The sequence below is a fragment of the Trichocoleus sp. FACHB-90 genome (assembly GCF_014695505.1).
GTDB classification, from domain to species: domain Bacteria; phylum Cyanobacteriota; class Cyanobacteriia; order Cyanobacteriales; family FACHB-T130; genus Funiculus; species Funiculus sociatus.
Genome location: NZ_JACJOK010000069.1, coordinates 30,560 through 52,353, shown reverse-complemented (window position 1 = coordinate 52,353; position 21,794 = coordinate 30,560). Strand labels below are relative to the sequence as shown.

Annotated in this window: 16 protein-coding genes and 1 pseudogene; 8 read left to right on the top strand and 9 right to left on the bottom strand. The window is 45.3% G+C overall.

Annotated features, from left to right (window positions below):
• Positions 1-107: 107 nt before the first annotated feature.
• The 3 genes and pseudogenes from H6F74_RS19710 to H6F74_RS19700 all read right to left on the bottom strand — a co-directional run bounded on the left by H6F74_RS19710 (position 108) and on the right by H6F74_RS19700 (position 1,958).
• Positions 108-1,214, bottom strand: a complete 1,107-nt coding sequence (locus tag H6F74_RS19710; protein WP_190443892.1) for a YihY/virulence factor BrkB family protein — start codon at positions 1,212-1,214, stop codon at positions 108-110.
• A gap of 103 nt (positions 1,215-1,317) precedes the next feature.
• Positions 1,318-1,863 (bottom strand): annotated as a pseudogene (locus H6F74_RS19705) (putative dsRNA-binding protein); the annotation flags it as partial.
• Positions 1,815-1,958, bottom strand: coding sequence for a hypothetical protein (locus H6F74_RS19700; protein ID WP_190444123.1), 144 nt, complete (start codon positions 1,956-1,958; stop codon positions 1,815-1,817). The pseudogene H6F74_RS19705 and the gene H6F74_RS19700, both read right to left, overlap by 49 nt.
• 521 nt (positions 1,959-2,479) lie before the next feature.
• Here H6F74_RS19700 and bchD point away from each other — a divergent pair.
• On the top strand, positions 2,480-4,534 hold the full coding sequence (gene bchD, locus H6F74_RS19695) for a magnesium chelatase ATPase subunit D (protein ID WP_190443890.1): 2,055 nt from the start codon (positions 2,480-2,482) through the stop codon (positions 4,532-4,534).
• A 136-nt stretch (positions 4,535-4,670) separates the two neighbouring features.
• Here bchD and H6F74_RS19690 read toward each other — a convergent pair whose 3' ends face one another.
• Positions 4,671-5,891: a damage-control phosphatase ARMT1 family protein gene (locus tag H6F74_RS19690; protein WP_190443889.1), complete on the bottom strand. Its 1,221-nt coding sequence runs from the start codon at positions 5,889-5,891 to the stop codon at positions 4,671-4,673.
• A 109-nt stretch (positions 5,892-6,000) separates the two neighbouring features.
• Positions 6,001-6,441: an aspartyl protease gene (locus tag H6F74_RS19685; RefSeq protein WP_190443888.1), complete on the bottom strand. Its 441-nt coding sequence runs from the start codon at positions 6,439-6,441 to the stop codon at positions 6,001-6,003.
• 166 nt (positions 6,442-6,607) lie between these two features.
• On the opposite strand from H6F74_RS19685, the gene H6F74_RS19680 reads away from it, so the two are divergent.
• Together H6F74_RS19680 and H6F74_RS19675 are read left to right on the top strand one after the other, a co-directional pair.
• Positions 6,608-8,155, top strand: a complete 1,548-nt coding sequence (locus tag H6F74_RS19680) for an FAD-binding oxidoreductase (protein WP_190443887.1) — start codon at positions 6,608-6,610, stop codon at positions 8,153-8,155.
• A gap of 113 nt (positions 8,156-8,268) precedes the next feature.
• Positions 8,269-8,973 carry an actin-binding WH2 domain-containing protein gene (locus H6F74_RS19675; RefSeq protein WP_190443886.1) on the top strand — a complete coding sequence of 235 codons (705 nt, stop codon included), beginning with the start codon at positions 8,269-8,271 and terminating at the stop codon, positions 8,971-8,973.
• Positions 8,974-9,628: 655 nt separating this feature from the next.
• Here H6F74_RS19675 and H6F74_RS19670 read toward each other — a convergent pair.
• The 4 genes from H6F74_RS19670 to H6F74_RS19655 all read right to left on the bottom strand — a co-directional run bounded on the left by H6F74_RS19670 (position 9,629) and on the right by H6F74_RS19655 (position 14,391).
• The gene (locus tag H6F74_RS19670; RefSeq protein WP_190443885.1) at positions 9,629-10,069 is read right to left on the bottom strand and encodes a hypothetical protein; all 441 of its coding nucleotides are present in this window, start codon (positions 10,067-10,069) and stop codon (positions 9,629-9,631) included.
• A gap of 90 nt (positions 10,070-10,159) precedes the next feature.
• Positions 10,160-10,471 (bottom strand): hypothetical protein, encoded by a 312-nt coding sequence (locus H6F74_RS19665; protein WP_190443884.1) that lies wholly within the window; start codon positions 10,469-10,471, stop codon positions 10,160-10,162.
• Positions 10,464-11,462: a UDP-glucose 4-epimerase GalE gene (gene galE / locus H6F74_RS19660; protein WP_190443883.1), complete on the bottom strand. Its 999-nt coding sequence runs from the start codon at positions 11,460-11,462 to the stop codon at positions 10,464-10,466. Before galE ends, H6F74_RS19665 begins: the two co-directional genes overlap by 8 nt.
• A 214-nt stretch (positions 11,463-11,676) precedes the next feature.
• Complete coding sequence (locus H6F74_RS19655) at positions 11,677-14,391, bottom strand: filamentous hemagglutinin N-terminal domain-containing protein (RefSeq protein WP_190443882.1); 2,715 nt, start codon at positions 14,389-14,391, stop codon at positions 11,677-11,679.
• A gap of 478 nt (positions 14,392-14,869) precedes the next feature.
• On the opposite strand from H6F74_RS19655, the gene H6F74_RS19650 reads away from it, so the two are divergent.
• From H6F74_RS19650 to petJ, 5 genes are all read left to right on the top strand, one after another.
• Positions 14,870-16,387, top strand: coding sequence for a choice-of-anchor Q domain-containing protein (locus tag H6F74_RS19650; RefSeq protein WP_190443881.1), 1,518 nt, complete (start codon positions 14,870-14,872; stop codon positions 16,385-16,387).
• 167 nt (positions 16,388-16,554) lie between these two features.
• Entirely contained in the window at positions 16,555-18,045 is a 1,491-nt protein-coding gene (gene pap, locus H6F74_RS19645; protein ID WP_190443880.1) for a polyphosphate:AMP phosphotransferase, read from the top strand.
• Positions 18,046-18,299: 254 nt separating this feature from the next.
• Positions 18,300-19,346 carry a YdcF family protein gene (locus tag H6F74_RS19640; protein WP_190443879.1) on the top strand — a complete coding sequence of 349 codons (1,047 nt, stop codon included), beginning with the start codon at positions 18,300-18,302 and terminating at the stop codon, positions 19,344-19,346.
• A gap of 129 nt (positions 19,347-19,475) precedes the next feature.
• Complete coding sequence (locus H6F74_RS19635; RefSeq protein WP_190444099.1) at positions 19,476-21,224, top strand: ABC transporter ATP-binding protein; 1,749 nt, start codon at positions 19,476-19,478, stop codon at positions 21,222-21,224.
• Between the two features lie 137 nt (positions 21,225-21,361).
• Positions 21,362-21,694 (top strand): cytochrome c6 PetJ, encoded by a 333-nt coding sequence (petJ, locus tag H6F74_RS19630; RefSeq protein ID WP_190443878.1) that lies wholly within the window; start codon positions 21,362-21,364, stop codon positions 21,692-21,694.
• Positions 21,695-21,794 lie beyond the last annotated feature (100 nt).

Genomic DNA, 21,794 nt, shown 5'->3' with positions numbered 1-21,794 from the left:
TATTAAATCTTAGGAATTACTAAGTTTACAAAAAGTTATATAAAGCATTAATGGCGATCGCCATTAATGCTTGTCTGAGAACTAGATGTAAAAGGCTACAGATGCCCTTATTTGGGTCGGTTGTTCCGCCTCCGTTTGCCTCCCACCAAGTGGGCAAAGCCTTGGGTGACACCGATGATTAAGGCGAGGATGTTAACCATCGGGTGTCTGGATTTTGAGCGATCCGTTCGTTCTATTGTGCCTGTAGAGGAGCTGGATATGCGATCGCTTGTCTGTTCTTGCTCACCTGCTGCCTTTTTGATGTCCTGAGTCCGGGGTATCCCCTGCTGCGCCCTCGCTTCTTCGGTAAGGGGTACGGCATTTTTAGCAGGGACAATCCGGGAGCCGTACTTGTTGGCGTAGACTTGGGTAAATTCCGCACCGAAAAAGAGAATCTGGGCAGAATAATTCACCCACAGCAGCAGCACCACAAAGGAGCCAGCGGCGCCGTAAGTTGACCCGACGCTGCCATTCCCTAGATACAGCCCTAGTAAATACTTACCAATGGTAAACAGCAACGAGGTGATCGCGGCACCGATCCAAACGTCACCCCAGGCGATTTTCGCATCTGGCAAAATTCTAAAAATAAATGCGAACAGCACGGTTACGACACCGAAGGAAAGGAGAAAGTTTAAAACTTGCAGGAATGGCAAACCGGGCATCAAATGACCGAAATAATTGCCTACTGCTGACAACCCAGCACTCAAGATCAGCGAAACTAAGAGCAAAAAGCCAATTCCCAGTACCATCGAGAAGGATAAAAATCGGTCTTTGATGAAGCCTATGATGCCGCGTCCAGGCTTGGGCGCAACTTCCCAGATGGTGTTGAGTGAATCTTGCAGCTGACCAAAAACGCCGGAAGCACCGAACATGAGGAGACCAACGCTAATCAGGGTAGCAATTGTGCCTTGCTCTGCCTTACGAGAATTTGCGATCATTTCTTCGACAGCTTCGGCACCCTGGCTACCGAGTAAACCTCGAAGTTGCTCTTCTATTCCACCTTGGGCAGCTTCTTGCCCAAATACCAAAGCCGCGATCGCGATCGCGATAATTACCAGTGGCGCAAGTGAGAAAACGGTGTAGTATGCTAAAGCTGCCGCCAGCCTCGACGCTTTATCTTCTTGCCATTCGGTAAACGTTTCTTTAAGCAGTCCTAGTATATCTTTTGGCTTCATAACTTTTAACTTCTAACCTGCGCTACCACTCTTCTTTAGAGTTTGCAATGCTTTGCCTAGAAGCCAAAAGACCCGAAAGTTAGAATTTCTCCAAAATTCCAGCTTAGATCAGCCCTCGTTTTTTCAGTTTGAACAGTGCATCTTCAGCAGCAGCTTTCTCAGCATCTTTTTTGCTGCGACCTTTACCTTCCCCATAGGGTTTATCGCCCACACACACTGTGGCGATGAACTCTGGGGCGTGGGGTGTTCCGCCTGCTTGTTGTGTGACATACTTAGGTGGGGTGGAGCCAAGCTCAGGGTTTGCTTGTACCCATTGCTGAAACCGATTTTTCGAGTCCACATTGGATAGAGACACTACAATATCCTCCGGAACGGAATCAAACAACGGTTCTACAAAATCGCGGACTTTCTCAACATCTAAATTGTTATCCAGATAATAAGCGCCGACGACGGCTTTAAAAGTGCTGCTGAGTAAATTTGGATTGTGGTAGCCTCCCTCACGAATAGCACCTTGACCTAACCGCATTTTGAAGTTTAAATTTATCTCGGTAGCAAACTTTGCTAGCTGCTTTTCATCTACCAGGGCGGAACGCCTACGAGTCATCTGGTCTTCTCCCATTTGTGGGTGACGACGATAGAGATATTCGCCTTAGGTAAATAGGCGTTTTGAGAATCGACATAAGTCGAAACAAACGGGTTTTGCTTGCTTGTTTGGGACTGGAGGGCTAGATGAGTCACTTTCATTATCAAACCTCAAAATAATTTGTTGGTTTGACAGCATCAACGAATCGTGCATCTAGGCTTAGCAAAAAGCCGATCTAGGGATTTAAGAAAGATAAAATAAACCCCAACTAAATTAATAGCCTGAATCAACTTTTCTGTCAGATAAGTTTTGAGTTTGTAGTCTCAGCCACAGAATTTTTTAGTTTCCTACTAAACGTGCTGTCAATCAGTTGACCGGACATTTAGCGATATTTTTAGTCATCCTTCCCAAGGTTTGATCGGTGAATTGACCTAACATCAGGCTGAATGTTCAGCCAAATGGTTGACTAGACGCTCAGTAGAAAACTAAAAAATTCTGTACCTGAGACAGCATTCAAAACTTCGGGCTTTTTAATGCGAGATTTTTGTACTGTCTGCGTTGAATTGCTCACTGGCAAAATTGGTTGTCAATGTTCCTTGGGTCGATTTTCAGTGGGGGACTTAGTTGAAGGCGACAAACTTTGCGCTATGCTGAAAAATTGGACTTGCATCGCTTTAAAACTATGCCTGCATCTGTAGCTATCCCCGCCTTCCCCCTCGCTGCTGTTGTGGGGCAAGAAGCAATAAAAATGGCGCTGCTGTTGGCAGCAATTGATCCCGGACTGGGAGGGGTAGCGATCGCTGGTCGTCGCGGGACGGCTAAATCGGTTATGGCACGCGCCTTACACTCGCTCTTACCTCCAATTGAAGTTGTCAAAGGTTCCATTAGTAACTGCGATCCGAATCAGCCCAGCGAGTGGGATGACACACTTTTGGCAGAAATTGCCAGTAATAACCCCTCCCTAACCGTGGACGGAGAGGTGACAACGGAGATAATTCCAGCCCCCTTTGTGCAAATTCCTTTAGGAATTACAGAAGACAGACTTTTAGGTTCGGTGGATGTGGAAAAGTCGGTGAAACAGGGGGAAACAGTGTTTCAGCCTGGGTTGCTGGCGGCAGCAAACCGGGGCGTTTTGTATGTTGATGAGATTAATCTGCTAGATGACCAAATTAGCAATCAACTACTCTCAGTAATATCTGAGGGACGCAACTTGATTGAGCGTGAGGGGATTAGTTTTCAGCATCCTTGTAAGTCTTTATTTATTGCCACCTACAACCCGGAAGAAGGGCCGCTGCGAGAACATTTGCTCGATAGAATTGCGATCGCGCTTTCGGCGGATAGTGTACTAGGCTTAGATGAACGAGTGGAGGCGGTAGAACAAGCTCTCGAATACGCCAAATCTCCTCAAGAATTCTTGCAAATGTATCGCGAAGACATCGACAACCTGAAAACTCAGATTGTCTTAGCGCGAGAATGGCTCAAAGATGTTCGTATCACCCGCGAACAAATCGCTTACCTAGTTGATGAAGCAATTCGCGGCGGCGTACAGGGACATCGAGCCGAATTATTCGCCGTGCGAGTTGCCAAAGCTGCTGCTGCATTGGAAGGGCGCACAAATGTTATTGCTGACGACTTGCGTCGTGCTGTGGAATTGGTAATTGTGCCGCGTGCGACAGTTGTGCAGACACCTCCAGAGGAAACGCCGCCACCGCCACCGCCGCCACCACCCCCCCAAGATGAATCTCAGCAAGAGCAGGAGGAGCAGGAGGAAGAGAAAGAAGAACCGGAAGAACCACAAGAGGAAGAAGCGAGTGTTCCCGAAGAATTCGTCTTCGATCCTGAAGGTGTAATTCTCGACCCCACTGTGCTTTACTTTGCTCAGATGGCGCAACGTCGCGGTAAGTCTGGAAGTCGCAGTTTGATCATCTCAGAAGATAGAGGGCGCTACGTTAAGCCGATGTTGCCTAAAGGAAAGGTGCGCCGAATTGCTGTTGATGCCACCCTCAGAGCAGCTGCACCATACCAAAAGGCAAGACGGGAAAGAAGCCGGAGCAATCCCCAATCCCCAGTTCCTCAAAAACAGGTATTTGTTGAACAAGGAGATATTCGCTCGAAACGCTTGGTACGCAAAGCGGGAGCCTTGGTGGTTTTTGTCGTTGATGCTTCTGGTTCAATGGCGCTGAACCGGATGCAGTCAGCTAAAGGTGCGGTGATGCGCCTGCTGACGGAAGCTTATCAGAATCGCGACCAAGTGTCGCTGATTCCTTTCCGGGGAGAACAGGCGGAAGTGCTGCTACCGCCGACTCGTTCTATCGCTTCTGCAAAGCGGCGTTTGGAGAGAATGCCTTGCGGCGGCGGTTCGCCTCTGGCGCATGGTTTGACTCAGGCGGTGCGAGTCGGGATGAATGCTCAGATGTCTGGGGATATTGGTCAGGTGGTAATTGTAGCGATTACCGATGGGCGCGGGAATATTCCCTTAGCTCGTTCTTTGGGCGAACCGCTTGAAGCTGGCGAAAAGCCGGATATTAAAGGGGAACTGTTGGAAATTGCTGCCCGGATTCGAGGTTTGAGGATTCAACTGTTAGTAATTGACACGGAAAATAAATTTATTTCGACTGGTTTCGCCAAGGAATTAGCTAAATCGGCGGGAGGGAAATATTATCATTTACCCAAAGCGACAGATGCGGCGATCGCTGGCGTTACGAGGGGCGCGATCGCAGATATGAAGTCGCGGTAAGAACCTCACCCCCTAGCCCCCTCTCCGCAAGCGGAGAGGGGGGACAAGAGAAGAGAATGTCGATTTAGTTTCTCGTTCCCAGGCTGAGCCTGGGAACGCATTCCGGCTGGCTCTGCCTGCTCAATACTGAGATAATTTATTTTATATCAACAAACTGAATAACCCCCCACTGCCCATTTGTCAACCACTGCGGATCTTGACGCGATACTGATTCTAATTGACTTGGTTGTAGCCCCGCCACGATTTCTGATTTTAGGGTGCGTAAAGCAACAAAGGGGGCGGGAAAGTAACAGGTGATATCTGCAAAAGAGGTGGTAAAATCCCATTGGCGATCGCCTAAACAGCGGCGGTAGTTAGCATCTCCTTTGACAAAAATTAAACTTGATTGCGCTAAGTCTTGTTGCAATGATTCTGGCATTTCCCAGAAGACTAAAGGGGATGTCCAAAATAAATCGTCTACAAAACACAAACGATTGGAATTAATGTAATCTTGCAGGCGAAAGCTTAAGGATCGCACTTCCCTATTCTCATCAGTAGCCAGAATTTTTAGAGTGCTGTGGACATCTTTAATTGTCGCATCAGAAACAAAAGTAGGATAAGGCTTGAGGTGCAGGTAAACAGTCTTTGCAGCATTTGTATCTAACAGGTAGTCTGCTAAGCACAAATCGCTGACAAGTTCCAAACCAGCATTGTCCACGATAAAGTCAATCCGTACTTTATCAAACTTGGCAATTGTATCCGAGATTAGTAATGTATCATCTACTAAAACCTGTGTCTGTTCGGGGTGATTTTCCAAACTATTATAGTTAGAATCAACCGCATCTACAGGCCAAAGACTGAGATCGGCTCGATTTCCCCACAGCACAAAATAGAGCAGTGCGATTAAACTTGTTGTGTCTTTTTCACTATTGTTAATTTTAGCGCTGATTGCTTTTATAGAATCATTCGCAGTTTCCAAACCTCTATATTTTTGCACTGCATACGGATCTATACTCTGGGAAGATCCTGGTAAGAAGTAATGCGTTGCTTCAAGGATACGACGAAAAAAGTATGCTTCCGCAAAAAACCAGGGAATATCTAGCCATCGCTTCCCGACAAAAGGTTCTAAATATGTATTCCACGATGTTAAATCTGGTGAGTTGTCATCTTGAAGCGATCGCACAATCCCGTCAGGTAATTCCTGAATCAGCGTTTCCAGATTATTGACGATTTTTGCGGTAAAGTCATTTTCAGCAATTACTCGCCGCGCGATCGCTGGTAGCCGCGAGGTAAGCGTATAGTGAGCAAAAGAGCCGGACTCCGACATCATTAGTGGTGGAGGAAGCGGTAATTTAGGCTCTTGAAATGGCTTTTGCATTATGCGATCGCGTTCGAGTGTTAGTTATCGCCAATCATTTTACTCAAATTTTCGTTGGCTATCGGTTCGGGTAAATACCGAATGCGATCGCTTTCCCATTTTGTCCTAATTATATTCTTAAATAACTTGCTGTCGGACTCATAGGTAAGAGGATTAACTGCTGATTTTGTAAATCCAATTCAATTCCCAAAGCCTCCAGTGGAATCACTCCCAACAAAGGATCTGACCCTCCAGGCAATTCTAAACATTCAAACGTTCCTTCTCGTCCCAGTAAAGATATTTTTGCATCTTCAAAAATGCGTGCTTGACCTATGCCTGTTGCAGTTGCAACAGGTACTTCCTTGAGTAATTTTAAATCAAGTTGGGCAATAATATTCCGTGGTAGACACAAAGTGGTAGCACCAGTATCCACCAGCACATTTTTCACGACAAGCGATCGCACCTCATCCGCCTTAATATAACCCCGTTCAGCTAAAACCTGATCTGCACGATTCGTGACTACCAGCGTTGTAGTAATTTTGCCCATTGAGTCAATGCTTGTTAACTGCATAATAATATACCAGTACCTTTGCATCTAGCCTAGCAGACCACTTCTCAAAAGACGCGATCGCCCTCTCTTTTCCTCTGCTTTCTGGAGCGCTTGGAGTGGCTCGTCTCCTTAAAAGAACTGTTACCGAGTACGATTGAATGGGAGTATATTGTGCAAACAAACACCCATGAGCTTAACAGAACAAATTCTCTCTCAACTACCTGGAAATCCTCTGGACGGACTGCGTAAAGCCGATAGCCTCTGGCAAGCAATCAAAGAAGATACACTACCAATTCCAATGGTAGTAAAAGAAAGCAATGTTTTAATAGAAACTGTAGACTGGGACGTGGTAATTTGCGGCGGCACCTTGGGTATTTTAGTCGGTGCAGCTTTAGCAAAGTTAGGTTGGCGAGTTGCCTTAATTGAAAAGGGAACATTGCGCGGCAGAGAGCAAGAATGGAATACTTCGCGGCAAGAATTAGAAGTATTTTTGGAATTGAGTCTGCTTTCCGAGGAAGAATTAGAGAAAGCGATCGCTACCCAATATAACCCCGCCCGCGTCAGCTTCATGGGTGGTTCTGAAGTTTGGGTGCGCGACGTTTTAAACATCGGCATTGACCCCGTTTTTCTCCTAGACATTCTCAAATCAAAATTTCTTGCTGCTGGTGGTAAACTTTTTGAAAACACCCCATTCTCAGGAGCAGTTGTTCATCCAAATGGCGTTATAGTAGAGGCTGCTGGTGGCTTAAGAACGCGGTTACTACTAGATGCAATGGGAAATTTTTCACCCATTGTCCAGCAAGTAAGACAAGGAGAAAAACCAGATGGTGTTTGCTTAGTTGTAGGTAGCTGCGCCAAAGGATATCCCCAGAATGAAACAGGCGATCTGATCGCATCTTTCACCCCAATTCAGAACCAATGCCAGTATTTTTGGGAAGCCTTTCCAGCACGAGACGGCAGAACTACGTATTTATTTACCTATCTGGATGCTGACAACAGCCGCCCCAGTTTAGAATTTTTCTTTGAAGAATACCTGCGTTTGTTGCCAGAATATCAAGGCGTAGAACTTTCCCAACTGCAATTTGAAAGAGTTCTGTTTGGCTTCTTTCCCTCCTATCGCAAAAACCCAATTAGGATGCCTTGGAATCGCATTTTGCCAGTGGGAGATAGCAGCGGAAACCAATCTCCCGTAAGCTTTGGTGGATTTGGGGCGATGGTGCGACACCTGAAACGGTTAACAGAAGGCATTCACGAAGCTTTACAAACAGATGCACTTTCGCAGAATGCTTTGGCACTTTTGCAACCTTATCAGCCAAATATTGCCGTAACGTGGCTGTTTCAGCGAACGATGGGCGTAGGTGTCGATCAAAAAGTCGATCCAAATCAAATAAATCAGCTGCTTTCGGGAGTATTTCAGGCGATGGAACAATTGGGGGACGACGTTTTACGCCCATTTTTGCAAGATGTCGTCCAGTTTCCCGCCTTGACAAAAACGCTAATTAAAACCTTATTCACAAAGCCGGGAATAGTGGTTCAAATCATTCCCCAGGTGGGCTTGGTGACGCTGCTAGATTGGATGGTTCACTACATTAACCTGGGAGTCTACACCGCCTTATATCGGCTGGGAACAGCCTTAGAACCGTTGCACAAGAAGTTGCCGCCCCTCGGCAGATATTACTGCGATCGCTTTGTGCAAGCTTGGCAGTATGGTTCCGGAAGCGACTACAGAAAATAGTTGCCATCACCGGAATCAGGCTATTTGCTGCTGTTGGATAAAATATTGTTGCCGCTTCTTGTCTATCGGTTATAACAGGGCTAGGGAAAATTATGAGCTTAAGGGATAAGAACATGATTCAGCGAAAATTTCAGGCGACACAATATTTTGGTGTGTTAATGCAGTTGTTGCGCGATCGCTCCAGTTTTATGGAAGAAATTCGCCAAGGCGTAAGACTTCCCAGCAAAATCATCTCCCTCCTCGTTTGCAGCTCCATATTTTTTGCCTTCTACGGCGCGATCATTGGTTCATCCCATAGCGTTTTACAAGCCTTATCGTCAGCTTTGAAACTCCCATGCCTTTACTTGATGACGCTGATACTTTGTTTGCCGACATTGTACTTTTTTAGTATTATTTTCGGTTCAAGCAAAAGTATTGGACAGTATTTTGCCATACTGATGACCTGTGTAGCGGTAATTAGCGTTCTTTTATTTAGTTTGGCACCAGTCACGCTATTTTTTATGATTACCGCCTACAATTACCAATTTTTTAAATTATTAAATGTTTTCATGTTTGCCGTTACCGGATTTATTGGCATTGCTTTCTTGTATCAAGGTATGCAGTCAATGTCTGAACCAGATAAAGAAGGGCAAGATACCCGGACAAACATTTTGAAATTTTGGTTGGTACTTTATGCCTTAGTTGGCTGCCAACTGGGTTGGACGCTTAGACCATTTTTTGGTTCTGCTGGAGAGTTTGAAGTATTTCGAGGAATGCAAGGAAACTTTTATCTAGATATTGTGAAAGCAATTGGAGAAATTCTGGGATTCAATTATTAAGTTTTTACAGTTAATAGTTTTATAGCCATTTAAGGGTTAGGTGCCATAAATCTGTAGGGACATGGCATTGCCCATCGGTGTCAATTTAAGCCCTAGCGAATGGAATTCGCGGCTACAAAAACGAAGTCCGCCTGCGCGGACTAACGGATCAAGATTCTTATAACCCGCGCAGGCGGGTTTTGTTTGTATAGCTGCGGTTACCCTACGGGAAGCCGCTATCGCGTCTACAACCGCCAAGCTAACGTTAAGTTGACACCAATGGGCATTGCCATGTCCCTACTAAGGTGGCGGAAAAGTCAGAACCGTAATACAATATTTCACTCAACTGAGAAACGTTATATTCTTCCACGCTGAGCCTGGGAACGAGAAATTAATTTATTGTAGATGCCAATGGGAATATTAGCAGATTGCTGAGGGGAGGACACGCGACTCCTCAGCAAACCAGCCTATACCAGATGTTTAGTTTAATTATGTCTACCTACTTATCAACTGATCAAGAGATTTATCAGTTTTTGAGTGATGAGAAACCCTCTTTGCTACTTAAAGTACAAGAACATCCGACTGGGATTCGTCTCTAGAGACACGTATCAAGCTCACATTGCTATATATTTACCTTGGGGCATCCGAAGCTGGTGCGATAAGGGACGGTTTATTATCAGCTACCAGAACAGTAGTTGTTAATCCTATTCACCAAATCTTTCTCTGGATTATAGGATTTTTGCAAGTTTTTAAACCCGACATCAACTGCGGTAAAATCTCTTTTTTTAAGAGCAGCAACATAGTCGCGGGTGGATTTACTACTATCTCGATACATCTTGGTAAAATCGGCTTTAAACTTTTTTAGCTGCTCGTCGTTGACTTTGACAGCTTCCATTTCTTGAGCCGCTTTGTTCCAGATATCAGCTGTTTTGAGTAGAGCTTCCGAAGAGCTATTTCTACCACCATCGGTGACGGTTTTTATTTCATTAACCGTCCCATTGGTGATCTGGAAGATTTTTTGACACTGGGTAATTTTGTTGCCGCTACAACTAACACTCAAAAAACTAACGACAGCAGTTATAGGAAGTATGACAGCATACCTGCGAAGAAAGTGCATGAAAACTCTCCATTTGGAGTATATTGGTACTTCCACTTTTTTCCCGTTGCCCCAGTGCCAATCGGGACGCAGTAACGAAGTTGACCGATTTTATGCTTCGGTATGGTCTTCGGATGCAACGATTGCATCGACAAGGCGTTGTAAAGCTACTGTAAGCTGCGTTAGCCGCATTAGAGAATCATCCTGAGTTTCTGCTAGAGTTTGCACTGCGTCACTCAAGGCAAAGATTTGATAGTGCTGTTGTTGCACTTGATGCCCTTGTTCTTGTACTTGAATTGTCAGAGCATCCACCCGGTCAGTAAGACGGTCAATTGTCTCGGTTGTGGCAAGTACCGCTTCCGCGATTTGTTCAACAATCGATTCTAACCGCCTTAATCTGACTTCTACTCCAGAATTATCCATGTCGCTGCTGATGCCATTGCCAAGCGTGAGCAATGATTTTACTCAAGTCTGCGTATTCAGGACACCAACCGAGAATTCTTTTGGCTTTGTCGCTGCTGCCAACTAAAGTAGGAGCGTCTCCGGGACGGCGATCGCATTCTATCGCTTTGATCTCACGTCCAGTTACAGTTTGGGCTGTGTTAATCACTTCTCTGACTGAGAAGCCGTTGCCGTTGCCTAAGTTAAACACATCGCTTTTTCCCCCTTCCAACAGATACTTTAAGCCTAAAACGTGGGCATCTGCTAGATCGCTGACGTGGATGTAGTCTCGAAGACAAGTTCCATCAGGTGTATCGTAATCGGTGCCTAAAATTGAGATCGATTCCCGTTTCCCTAAAGCTGTCTGCAACACGAGAGGGATCAGGTGAGTTTCCGGGTTATGATCTTCACCTAGTAACCCGTTGGGGTTAGCACCGCTGGCATTGAAGTAGCGAAAAGCGACTGATTTTAAGCCGTAGGCGAAATCAAAATCTGCGAGAATTTTCTCAACCATCCACTTACTCGTCGCATAGGGACTGAGAGGATTTTGGGGATGATGTTCGGTCATCGGCACTTCCTGCGGCATTCCGTAGATGGCGCAAGTCGAAGAAAATACAAACTTGTTGATGTTTGCCGCCACCATTGCTTCTAGCAGGGTGAGTGTACCGTTGACGTTGTTGCGGTAGTATATGGCTGGGTTGGTTACAGACTCTCCCACGGCAATATAGGCGGCGAAGTGCATGACTGCGGCAATGTTGCGAGTGGCGAAGAGGTTGTCGAGGAGAGCGCGATCGCTTGTATCTCCAACCACTAGCTCTACCTTGAGTACATTTTCCACCAGTTCCCGATGTCCGTACACCAGGTTATCCAGCACTACCACCTCATAGCCTGCCTTTAACAGAGCTAGTACGGCGTGGGTTCCGATATATCCAGCTCCACCAGTTACTAAAATCGTTTGTTTGGCTTGCGACACGTTCAATACCTTCTCACAATTTAGAATGGCTTGCTTTTAAAGAATAACCAGCTGCGTGCAGCAAGTCACATTCTCAGTAATTTTATCCGTTGTTTTCTTCCCTGACAGTAGCTCCGGACGTATTCCCTGCAACACCAAAGGAAGGATGCTCCCGGAGGCGATCGCCTCTTATTATTGACAATTGTACAAAATATCAGAATTTCCTCACCATCAGCTATGGAGTTAATTGCTTCTGATTATTGAGTTTGGCTGGCTTAGGGAGCAATTCTGGAGGATTTTGGCAGCGTGCCAATTTTTGTAAAACCAGGCGCTCTTCTTGTGCGAGACTGTCTGCGGCACATAGAAGCGGTTTTTCGTCATTTGGGCGTACTATTGGTACTTGCGATCGCGTCTTTCCTTGAAGGTCTTTATCAATTCCTTTATCTAACTGGAAATTGTCGCTAGGATTCGGGGATGGCGATATCACTGGATTCGGAGATGGCATTATCACCGGAGTTGGGGTAGGAGATGGTGGTGTCACCGGAGTTGGGGTAGGACTAGGCGGTGTCACCGGATTCGGGTTAGGAGATGGTGGTGTCACCGTTGGGGTAGGACTAGGCGGTGTCACCGTTGGGGTAGGAGATGGCGGCGTCACCGTTGGGGTAGGACTAGGCGTTGGCTCTGGCAAAGAGCTATTAATATTAATGTTGCCCGAAGTGTAAACACCAGGAATAGATTCGGGTGGCGAAATTGTAGAAGTTCCAGTAGTGATGGATTTAGCTGTACCGTTAGTAGTTGAATCGCCCACTACGAAAGGAGTAGGAGGTGTGGCGACTCCGCCTTGATGCTTAATAGTAACTGCACCACCGCCACCACTTCCAGAAGTAGCAATGCTGAAGTTGGTAGAATTCAAAGCTGTAGAAGCATTAGTAACTCGAACATAGCCCGCAGCAGTAATATCGACATTACCACCCTTACCACTACCTATACTCCGAGCATCAATCAGTTTGGTTTCGATATCCTTCCCTTGAAGCGCGATCGCGCCTGCATTGCCAGAAGAAGTACAACCTTCGCAAATCGAACTAGAGTTTAAAGTTTCTGTAACAATATTTCCTCCTGCTTTGAGAGTAATATCACCACCATTACCAGCTGTGCTAGTGCCATAATCACTTCCAGAAGAATAAATATCCCCGCTGGTAATATTGCCGTTAGGAGCAGTTAGAGTCACTTTCCCCGCATTGTTTGAGCCATTACGAGAATCCAAGTTGTAAACTTGATTCACTGGATCAGAAGTATTTATAGATCCGTTACTACTGTTAATATCAATATCCGCACCATAAGACCTGATAGTTTGGGTACTAATATCACCTGTGGCTGACACGTTTACTCGCAAAGGTTGAGAATCCTCGGAGTCGATAGTTCCGGCAACTGTAATAGTCGCTGGTGTTGTCGCCGGAGATTTACTAAACGTTGCATAAGAACCTGTATCATCAAAATATTCTGCCGGAGTACCCGTAAAAGGTACATTATCTGTTGTACCAGGAACACCTGCTTGTAAAATAAAGACACGAGTATTTGCATCTAAGGCAGGGTCTATAGCATTGATTAAAACATTGCCAGTAATATTAATTTTTCCTCCAGCAACTATCTTAAGAGAAGCACCCGTGTAATCGCCAAGAGTGACATCGCCATCAGAAGTAATAACTGGATCGTAGATACTTACAAACTTACCAGCACCACCTGATAAGTTGCGTATCGAGAAGTCACCGCCTGCGGTATAATGAGCATCACCCGAAATAGTACCGTCACTGGCTATGGTAAGGTTGCGATCGCTCTCAAATGGAGTAGTTTCCGGATGATTCAAAGCTAGAATATCAACACTCTTATTGCCTTGAATATTTAGATTACCACCAGCTTTAGCGACAAAAGGTTTCGCCACACTATCCCGCGCTACTACAGTATCTTTGGCGAGTAAGTTCATATCCCTAGATGTTCGCAAATTGCTATTCACCAGCGTTAAATTACGGTCGGCTGAAAGTGTAGCATTTCTTGAATTTAACTGGCGTACTGCTACATCCCCAGGTTCTACCTTAATTCCAGAACCTGTTAGTATCACCTCTCCTGTGCTATTAGTGCTTAGTCCCTTAGCATGACTAATATCTCCACCCGTCAGCAACTGGGGTAAAGACGATGCTTCTGCTTCTGTTTCGAGTGTCGAATTAGGGACTTTACTCGCTGGAAGTTCTACACTTAGTATCTGTCCAGATTCACTAATACGTACCATATTTTGACCTGGTACGGCTGCCACAGTAATATTACCGCCTGGTGCTGACAAAGTTCCGGTACTGGCAACAGTACCACCAATTAAAACGAGGTTTTTTCCCTGGTTAACAGCGAGATTGCCAGAATTGATAATGGCACCCGGTTGAGGAGTAGTAAAGTTAAAGCTGCTAGGTTTTCCTGATAATACCGCATAATTATTATCCCCACTGGCATTAAAGAAATGAGAGCCAAAACCAATACTATTAGCGGTAGTAGCATTAAAGTCACCTGCTACATCCAGTCTGGTATTAGCACCGAATACAATCCCAGAAGGGTTCATTAAATACAGATTAGAAGTCCCTCCTGTGACTTTGATTAAACCATCGATTGTAGAGGGTTTACCATCAACAATTCTGCTTAAAATGTTGTTGATTTGGGGAGTGGAAATGAAATTAGCTGTTTGGTTAGTGCTGACACCAAATTCTTCAAAACTGTGAAATAAATTTCTTCCATCACCAGAAAGTCGTCCGCCTGTGATTTCAATTGTATTCCCTTGGGGAGTAGCGACGGTGCCAATGCCGTCCTTAGCGGGAGTAATCGGTGTAGAAAGCGCCTGTTTTGTACCAATGCCTTGTAGAAAGGCAAGTGGTGCCAGCAACAACCCAGCACTTTTTAAAGCTAATTTCATAATATTTTTACCAGCCTGGTTCACAGTTCTGTCAAAAATTACCAATCTAAATATGGTTATCCGGAGGTTTTTTGACCTGAAAACTCGACAGAACTAATTTATTTATCAATCAAGATTATTTACGGAATTCATACGGCATAGTGGCGCAAGTTTATTAATCAAAAATTACGTAAAAATAACCAACTTTGAAAACAACTGTTTATAGTAAAAAATTTTGTTTAAGCAAAAAAAGTAATTTCCACAGATAAGGATATTACCAGCTTTTGAAATTCAGTGTTTTTACTGAATTTCTAACATGACTCCGGGTTTGTTTAGAAATAAAAGAATTATATTAACAGGAGCAAACAACTACTAATTTGAAGAACAAAGCAGTAGTTGTAGTTACTCTTGAAAAATTCAAATGATGCTACGGAAGTGGTGTCCCAAGTATAAGCTGCGCTTGTATTTGCTTGTAGCGCTCGTTATCCTCCTCCAAAAAATGAGTAGTAATTTACATTTTGGTATGAGACGCACTCTCTCTTTCCTAACTTTTGTTGTTGGACTTACACTGATTGTTCCCCCACAACATACAGCCTCTGCTGCTGGAATTGTCGGTAATGGCACCCCTGGAAGCTGCACTGAAGCCGCCTTAAATTCTGCATTAGCTGGTGGGGGTTACGTGTCTTTTAATTGCGGTGCAAATCCGCATACTATTACATTTACTAGCCAGAAAGTTCTTAGCGCTAACACAGTTGTTGATGGAGGAAATTTAATTACTTTGAGTGGGGGTGGCAAAAGTCGAGTTTTCTATACCAATAGCCTTGTACAGTTAACTTTGAGAAACTTGACAATTGCTAATGGGTATAGCGCTGAGGATGGAGGAGGTGTTTTTAGTGGCTACAGAGGCAAGTTAATTGTAATTAACTGTATATTCAATAACAATAAATCCGTCAAGCCTGGAGAAGCTGGAGGCGGTGCTATCTACAGTAAGGGTGAAAGTACAATCATTGTAGATAAGAGTACCTTTACTGGGAATGAAGCCAGTCTTGGCGGTGCAATTTATGACTTGCTAAGCGACTTAACTGTGAGCAACAGCACTTTCACAAATAATACCGCTGGAATTGTGGCTCCTGGTGGTGCTGGCGGTGCAATTTATAATGATGGTGCTAATGGCAATACTGGCAAAATTATTTTACGCGGTAACACATTCACTAATAATACTGCTACCAATCAAGGCGGTGCTTTTTTCAACCAACTCTACAATAGCAATACAACGACTATTGAGAATAATACTTTTTCTGGCAATAAGGTTACAGGTACTGGTTCGCAAGGTTTTGGAGGCGCGATATTTGTGGTTGGGGGGACAACTACTGCTCCTACTTATAGTGGAGGGATAGATAATACTCTGTTTACTGTAAAAAATACCACTTTCGCTAATAATATTTCTTTTAATCAGGGTGGGGGTTTGTGGACAGGTAATAATATTAGAGCAGATATTATTAATAGTACCTTTTATGCCAATAAAGCAGCGAGTCCAGATGGAATAGGGGGATTAGGTGGTGCAATCATGAGAACAAGCGGGAAGATGAATCTTACTAACGTCACGGTTGCTAATAATTTTGCTGGCTTTATTGGTGGGGGAATTGTTGGTGGTAATAGTGAGGTGACGCTAAAGAATACTATTATTGCCAACAATAATGCGGCTAATGGTGGCAATACTTGGAATATTAAACAGAATTGCTCTGATGAGATGATTAATGGCGGAAATAATATTCAATTCCCGGCGAAGAACCCTAATGATGCCAGTGATAAAAATTGCGCTGCTGGCATTAGAATAGTTAATCCTATGTTGGGGGCATTGGTAAATAATGGCGGTGCTACTCCGACGGTGCCACTATTAACAGGTAGCCCAGCGATTAATACAGGTAATAATGCTACTTGTATAATGACTGATCAGCGAGGTGTTGCAAGGCCGCAGGGTAGCGCTTGTGATATTGGAGCTTTTGAAGCCAAGTAATAAAGTTAAATAATTCAGGTTGATTCTTGTACCTGCCTAGAGCTAGGGAATGCTAATGGTCTTAGCGTAAGCTTTGTACAGATTAGGAGAGGCTGACCCTCCCTGAATTGCGTTCCTAGGCCGCAGCCTAGGGACGAGGAAAGTACAGTTGCTACCCATTTAACGCCATGTTAGACACTCTGGATCTGGAACGTTCCCTGGATAAAAGCACTTATAAGTCTCAGATGGAGACTTTGATGCGATCGCTGCGATGGCTCCAAAAATCCTGCTGGGAAAAAAAATTACCGATGATTGTAGTGCTGGAAGGTTGGGCAGCGGCGGGTAAGGGTTCCCTGGTGAAGAAAATGGTAAACTACATGGACCCGCGAGGCTTTACCGTTCACCCGATTTGGCCTCCCAACGAGCAAGAGCAACAATACCCGTTTTTGTGGCGTTTTTGGCAGAAACTACCAAGCAACGGCAGCATTGGGATTTTCTATCACAGCTGGTACACTCGCGTTTTAGAAGACAGGCTATTTGAAAGAGCATCTTCTGGGGAAATACCAACAGTGATGGCGCAGATTAATGCTTTTGAGCGTCAGTTGGTGGATGATGGAAGTGCGATCGCTAAATTCTGGATTCATCTGGGTCGCAAAGAGTTAAAGCACCGACTGAAAAAATATGCAGCAGATCCCTTAGAAGCTTGGCGAGTGCGTCCGGAAGACTGGCAGCAAGAAAAACGCTACGACCAGTATATTAATTATGCCGAGAAAATGCTTGTCCAAACTAGCACTGGCCCCGCACCCTGGACATTAGTAGAAGGCAACTGTCAACGCTTTAGCAGGGTAAAAGTCCTCACCCAAATGGCAGCTACCCTCACAGAAGCACTCGACAGACTGCACATTCAGGCACCAGTAATCCCAGCATTACCCCCGCAAGAACACCTTAACCCAGCAGAACCAAACTTATTAGCCCGCGTCGATCTCAATCTCAGCCTCTCAAAGGATGAGTACAAACAGCAGTTACGCCACGAACAAATCGAGATGCGTAAACTCCAGATGAAGATTCACGAAGCTCAAGTGCCAGTGTTGGTTCTGTTTGAAGGCTGGGACGCTGCGGGTAAAGGTGGAGCCATCAAACGCTTAACTGATGCTCTAGACCCCCGCAGTTACACTGTTCATCCCTTCGCCGCGCCCACAGATGAGGAAAAAGCCCATCACTACCTGTGGCGGTTCTGGCGCTGGTTGCCCACAGCCGGGACGATTGGCATTTTTGACCGCAGCTGGTACGGACGAGTGCTAGTGGAGCGTGTCGAAGGCTTTGCTACAGAACTCGAATGGCACAGAGCCTACCAAGAAATCAATGAGTTTGAAGCTCAGCTTACCACTGCTGGCTACGTTTTGGTTAAGTTCTGGCTGCATCTTAGTCCAGAAGAACAACTCAAACGGTTTTGCGATCGCCAGAATGACCCGTTTAAGCAATATAAACTCACCGATGAAGATTGGCGCAATCGGGAAAAATGGTCTTTGTATGAAGTGGCAGTAAATCAAGCGATTCAGCGCACCAGCACCCCTAACGCTCCCTGGACGATTATTGCTGCGAATGATAAATACTATGCCCGTGTTAAGGTAATTCAGTCGGTGGCAGAGGCGATTAACTCACAGCTGAAACGCAGATAGAAAGGGATTGGGGATTGGGGATTGGGAATTGGGAATTGGGAATTGGGAATTGGGAATTGGGAATTGGAGATTGGGAATTGGGAATTGGGAATTGGGAAAAAGTCTTATTTAGCCCCTAGTCCCCAGTCCCTAGTCCCCAGTCCCTAGTCCCCAGTCCCCATTCCCCAGTCCCCAGTCCCCATTCCCCCATTTCCCAGTCCCCATTACCTATTACCATTTAGCCATTACCCATTACCCATTACCTAATACCGCCTATGTTTCTATTACTAACGCGGGTTCTGCTCTGGCTGTTGGTTAGCATCATTGTCTACAATTTGCTGACGAGATGGATTCCCAAGCAATATCTGGCTTGGTTTGGCGGAGTAATTATATTTCTCGTCATCCTGCTGTCGTTTTACAATCCCAACTACAGGGTTGTCTCAGCTGCATGGAATATTCTCTCGTTTCCGCTTAAGCCAGTAGGCGCGGCGATTTTCCTTTTGTTGCTGGGACTGGGAGGGATAAACAAGAATGCTGTATCAAACATCGCTGTAAGGCAATTTAGGGCAGCGTTCTTGATTTTGCTGATTTCCAGTTTGCCAATTTTTGCATATTGGCTGGCGCAGCAAGCGGAACAAGAGGCGATTTTATCAGAGCAACGACGGGCGGCAATTTGTCAAGTCAATTGTCCGGTTGACGTGACACCTGCGGGGGCTGAGACTGCTGGGGCGATTGTGGTGCTAGGGCGGGGAACTACGCAAGCTAACCTGCCCTATCGTACACAAATTCAGTTAACTGATACAGGCGATCGCATTCTCTATGCTGCTCAACTTTACCGGGAACAGCGAAACCGAGGAAATGACCCTCTGATAGTTGTCAGCGCTGGGCCAAGACCTGACCTGGAAGGAGATACAAATACTATTAATGAGGGTAACGATATTGCTACGGTGCTGCGTCGGCTAGATGTGCCGTCAGACCGAATTGTTGTAGAACCCAGAGGTGTTGACCTCCGCACCAGTGCTGAGAGGGTTGAGGAAATTTTAAGACAGCGGGGTATCAGGTCGCGTCGCGTTATCCTTGTCTCCTCTGCCTTAAATATCCGTCGCGCTAATCTAACGTTTTCTAATCTGGGTATCACGATTATTCCCAGACCTACAGATTTTTATACGTTTCAAGGTGGGGCGACACCCGTGCGACGCTTGCAAGTCTCAGATTTTCTTCCCAGTGTGGAAGCGCTGACGATCACAACTCGCATTGTGGAAGAGTTTCTCAGTTCAATCTATTACTTCTTGCGCGGCTGGTTGACACCACTCTTGTTGTAGAAGCAGCTGTATCAGCAATTACTTTAAAGTAGTCATTAGCCACGTGCTAATGGCTAATGGCTAATGGCACTAAACAAGGTTGCAATTAGCCATTCTTTATGGACAACGGACAACGGACTAACGACTAACATGGCTCACTCACGGCTGCAAAAATTAGGCGCTTATATGCGTCCGCACTGGCGGACGGCTACTCTAGGCATCATCGCCCTGTTTGTTGTCAATGGACTGGGCGTTTATATCCCTTTGCTGATTCGGGATAGTATTGACGAACTTCGCCTAGCGTTTGATTTCGATCAAATCAAGCACTTTGTGGTGCTAATTTTGCTGCTGGCTTCGGTGATGTGGGTGGTGCGAATGGTGTCGCGTATCCTGCTGTTTGGACTGGGGCGACAGGTAGAATTTGACCTAAAGCAAAAGATTTTTCAGCATCTGCTGACTCTGGAACCGTCTTATTTTTCCATTAACACTGCTGGAGACTTGATTAGCAGGGCGACAAGTGATGTGGAGAATATCCGGCGGTTGTTGGGGTTTGCAGTTTTGAGTCTAGCAAATACGATTTTTGCTTATGCGCTAACTTTGCCAGTGATGATGTCGATAGATTTGCGGTTGACTCTGGTAGCGATCGCAGTTTACCCGTTTATGCTGATTATTGTGCAGATGTTTAGCGATCGCTTGCGTAACGAACAGCTGGTTTTGCAAGAAGAATTATCCAGCATCAGCGAATTGATTCAGGAAGATATGAGTGGTATCGCCCTGATTAAAATTTATGCCCAAGAAGAAAACGAGCGTCGCGCCTTCGGAAGGCTGAACGACCGTCTTTTGCAAGCAAATCTGCAACTGGCGAAAACGCGAAATACCTTGTTTCCCTTCATTCAAGGTCTAGCTTTTATCAGCATATTGCTCTTGCTGTGGCTGGGATCTAGGTCAATTGTTGCTGGTGCGATTACGATTGGGGACTTTCTGGTACTAATTCTCTATGCTGAGCGATTAGTTTTCCCCACAGCTTTACTAGGATTTACGATTACTGCTTACCAACGGGGTGAAGTTAGTATCGACCGGATTGAGTCAATTTTAATGGCAGAAGCGAAAGTTAAAGATGCTCCAGATGCGATCGCATTGCCACAGGAAGAAGTCAGAGGTCAACTTAAGGCGAGTCACCTCACTTTTACCTATCCGGGAGCCGCAACACCAGCCCTGAATAATATCAACTTTAAAATTGAACCAGGGGAAACTGTGGCGATTGTCGGTTCCATTGGTTCTGGAAAATCGACGCTGGCAAATGCCATACCCCGCCTGTTGGATATCAATAGGGATACTTTGTTTCTGGATCGCTATGATATCACCAAGTTGAAATTAAAAGATTTGCGGGGTGCGATCGCTTATGTTCCTCAAGACAGCTTTCTCTTCAGCGCCACTATCAAAAACAACATTCGCTACGGCAATCCCCTAGCTGAACAGTCAGAAATTGAATATGCTGCCAAGCAAGCACAAATCGATCAAGAAATTATTAACTTCCCCCAACAATACGAAACGATTGTCGGAGAGCGCGGTATCACCCTTTCTGGCGGACAGAGACAGCGGACTGCGCTTGCTCGTGCTTTGTTAATAGATGCGCCAATTCTAATTTTGGATGACGCACTTTCAAGCGTAGATAATCAAACAGCTACCGCCATTTTAAGAAATCTTTCCGAAGGTATCCAGCGCAAAACTGTTATTTTTATCTCCCATCAATTATCGGCTGCTGCCACTGCTAACCGAATTTTTGTAATGGAAAAAGGTGAAATTGTTCAAGCTGGTACTCATACGCAACTTTTGCAAGAAGCTGGACTTTACCGCTCACTTTGGAGCCAGCACGAGCTAAAGGAAGTTCTCAGCTAAGGGCAGCAATTTGCCCGCAGAATAATTGTAGGTTCATCTCGAAGTATGACAACCTGTCTTTTGACATAGCAAGCCGCTCTCCTCAAAAATATGGGCATTATCAGTGCTTTGGCACGCGCCGAGTGAGGAGGAGCAGCTTGAGAAAGTTATTTTCAGTCATAGTTATAGCGGCATTTATTCTCCTTGCCTTCGCTAGTCCTGCTTTCGCAGCAGACGCGGCTAGCGGAGCCAAAATTTTTAGTGCCAATTGTGCCGCCTGTCATCAGGGAGGGCGCAATGTTGTTATTGCTGCCAAAACTCTACAGAAAGAGGCTTTACAGAAGTACAACATGAATTCAATTGAGGCTATTGTCACTCAGGTACAGAATGGAAAAAATGCCATGCCTGCTTTTAAAGGTCGCTTAAACGACGAACAGATAGAAGACGTAGCCGCTTACGTTCTAGAGAAATCGGAAAAAGGCTGGATGTAATATAACAGTCCTTGCAGGAACTGTGAAATATTTCTTTGTAGCGCAGGCGAGATTCCGGCGAAAAGCTCACCTGCCTGTCTTACTTAGCATTGCTATCAAA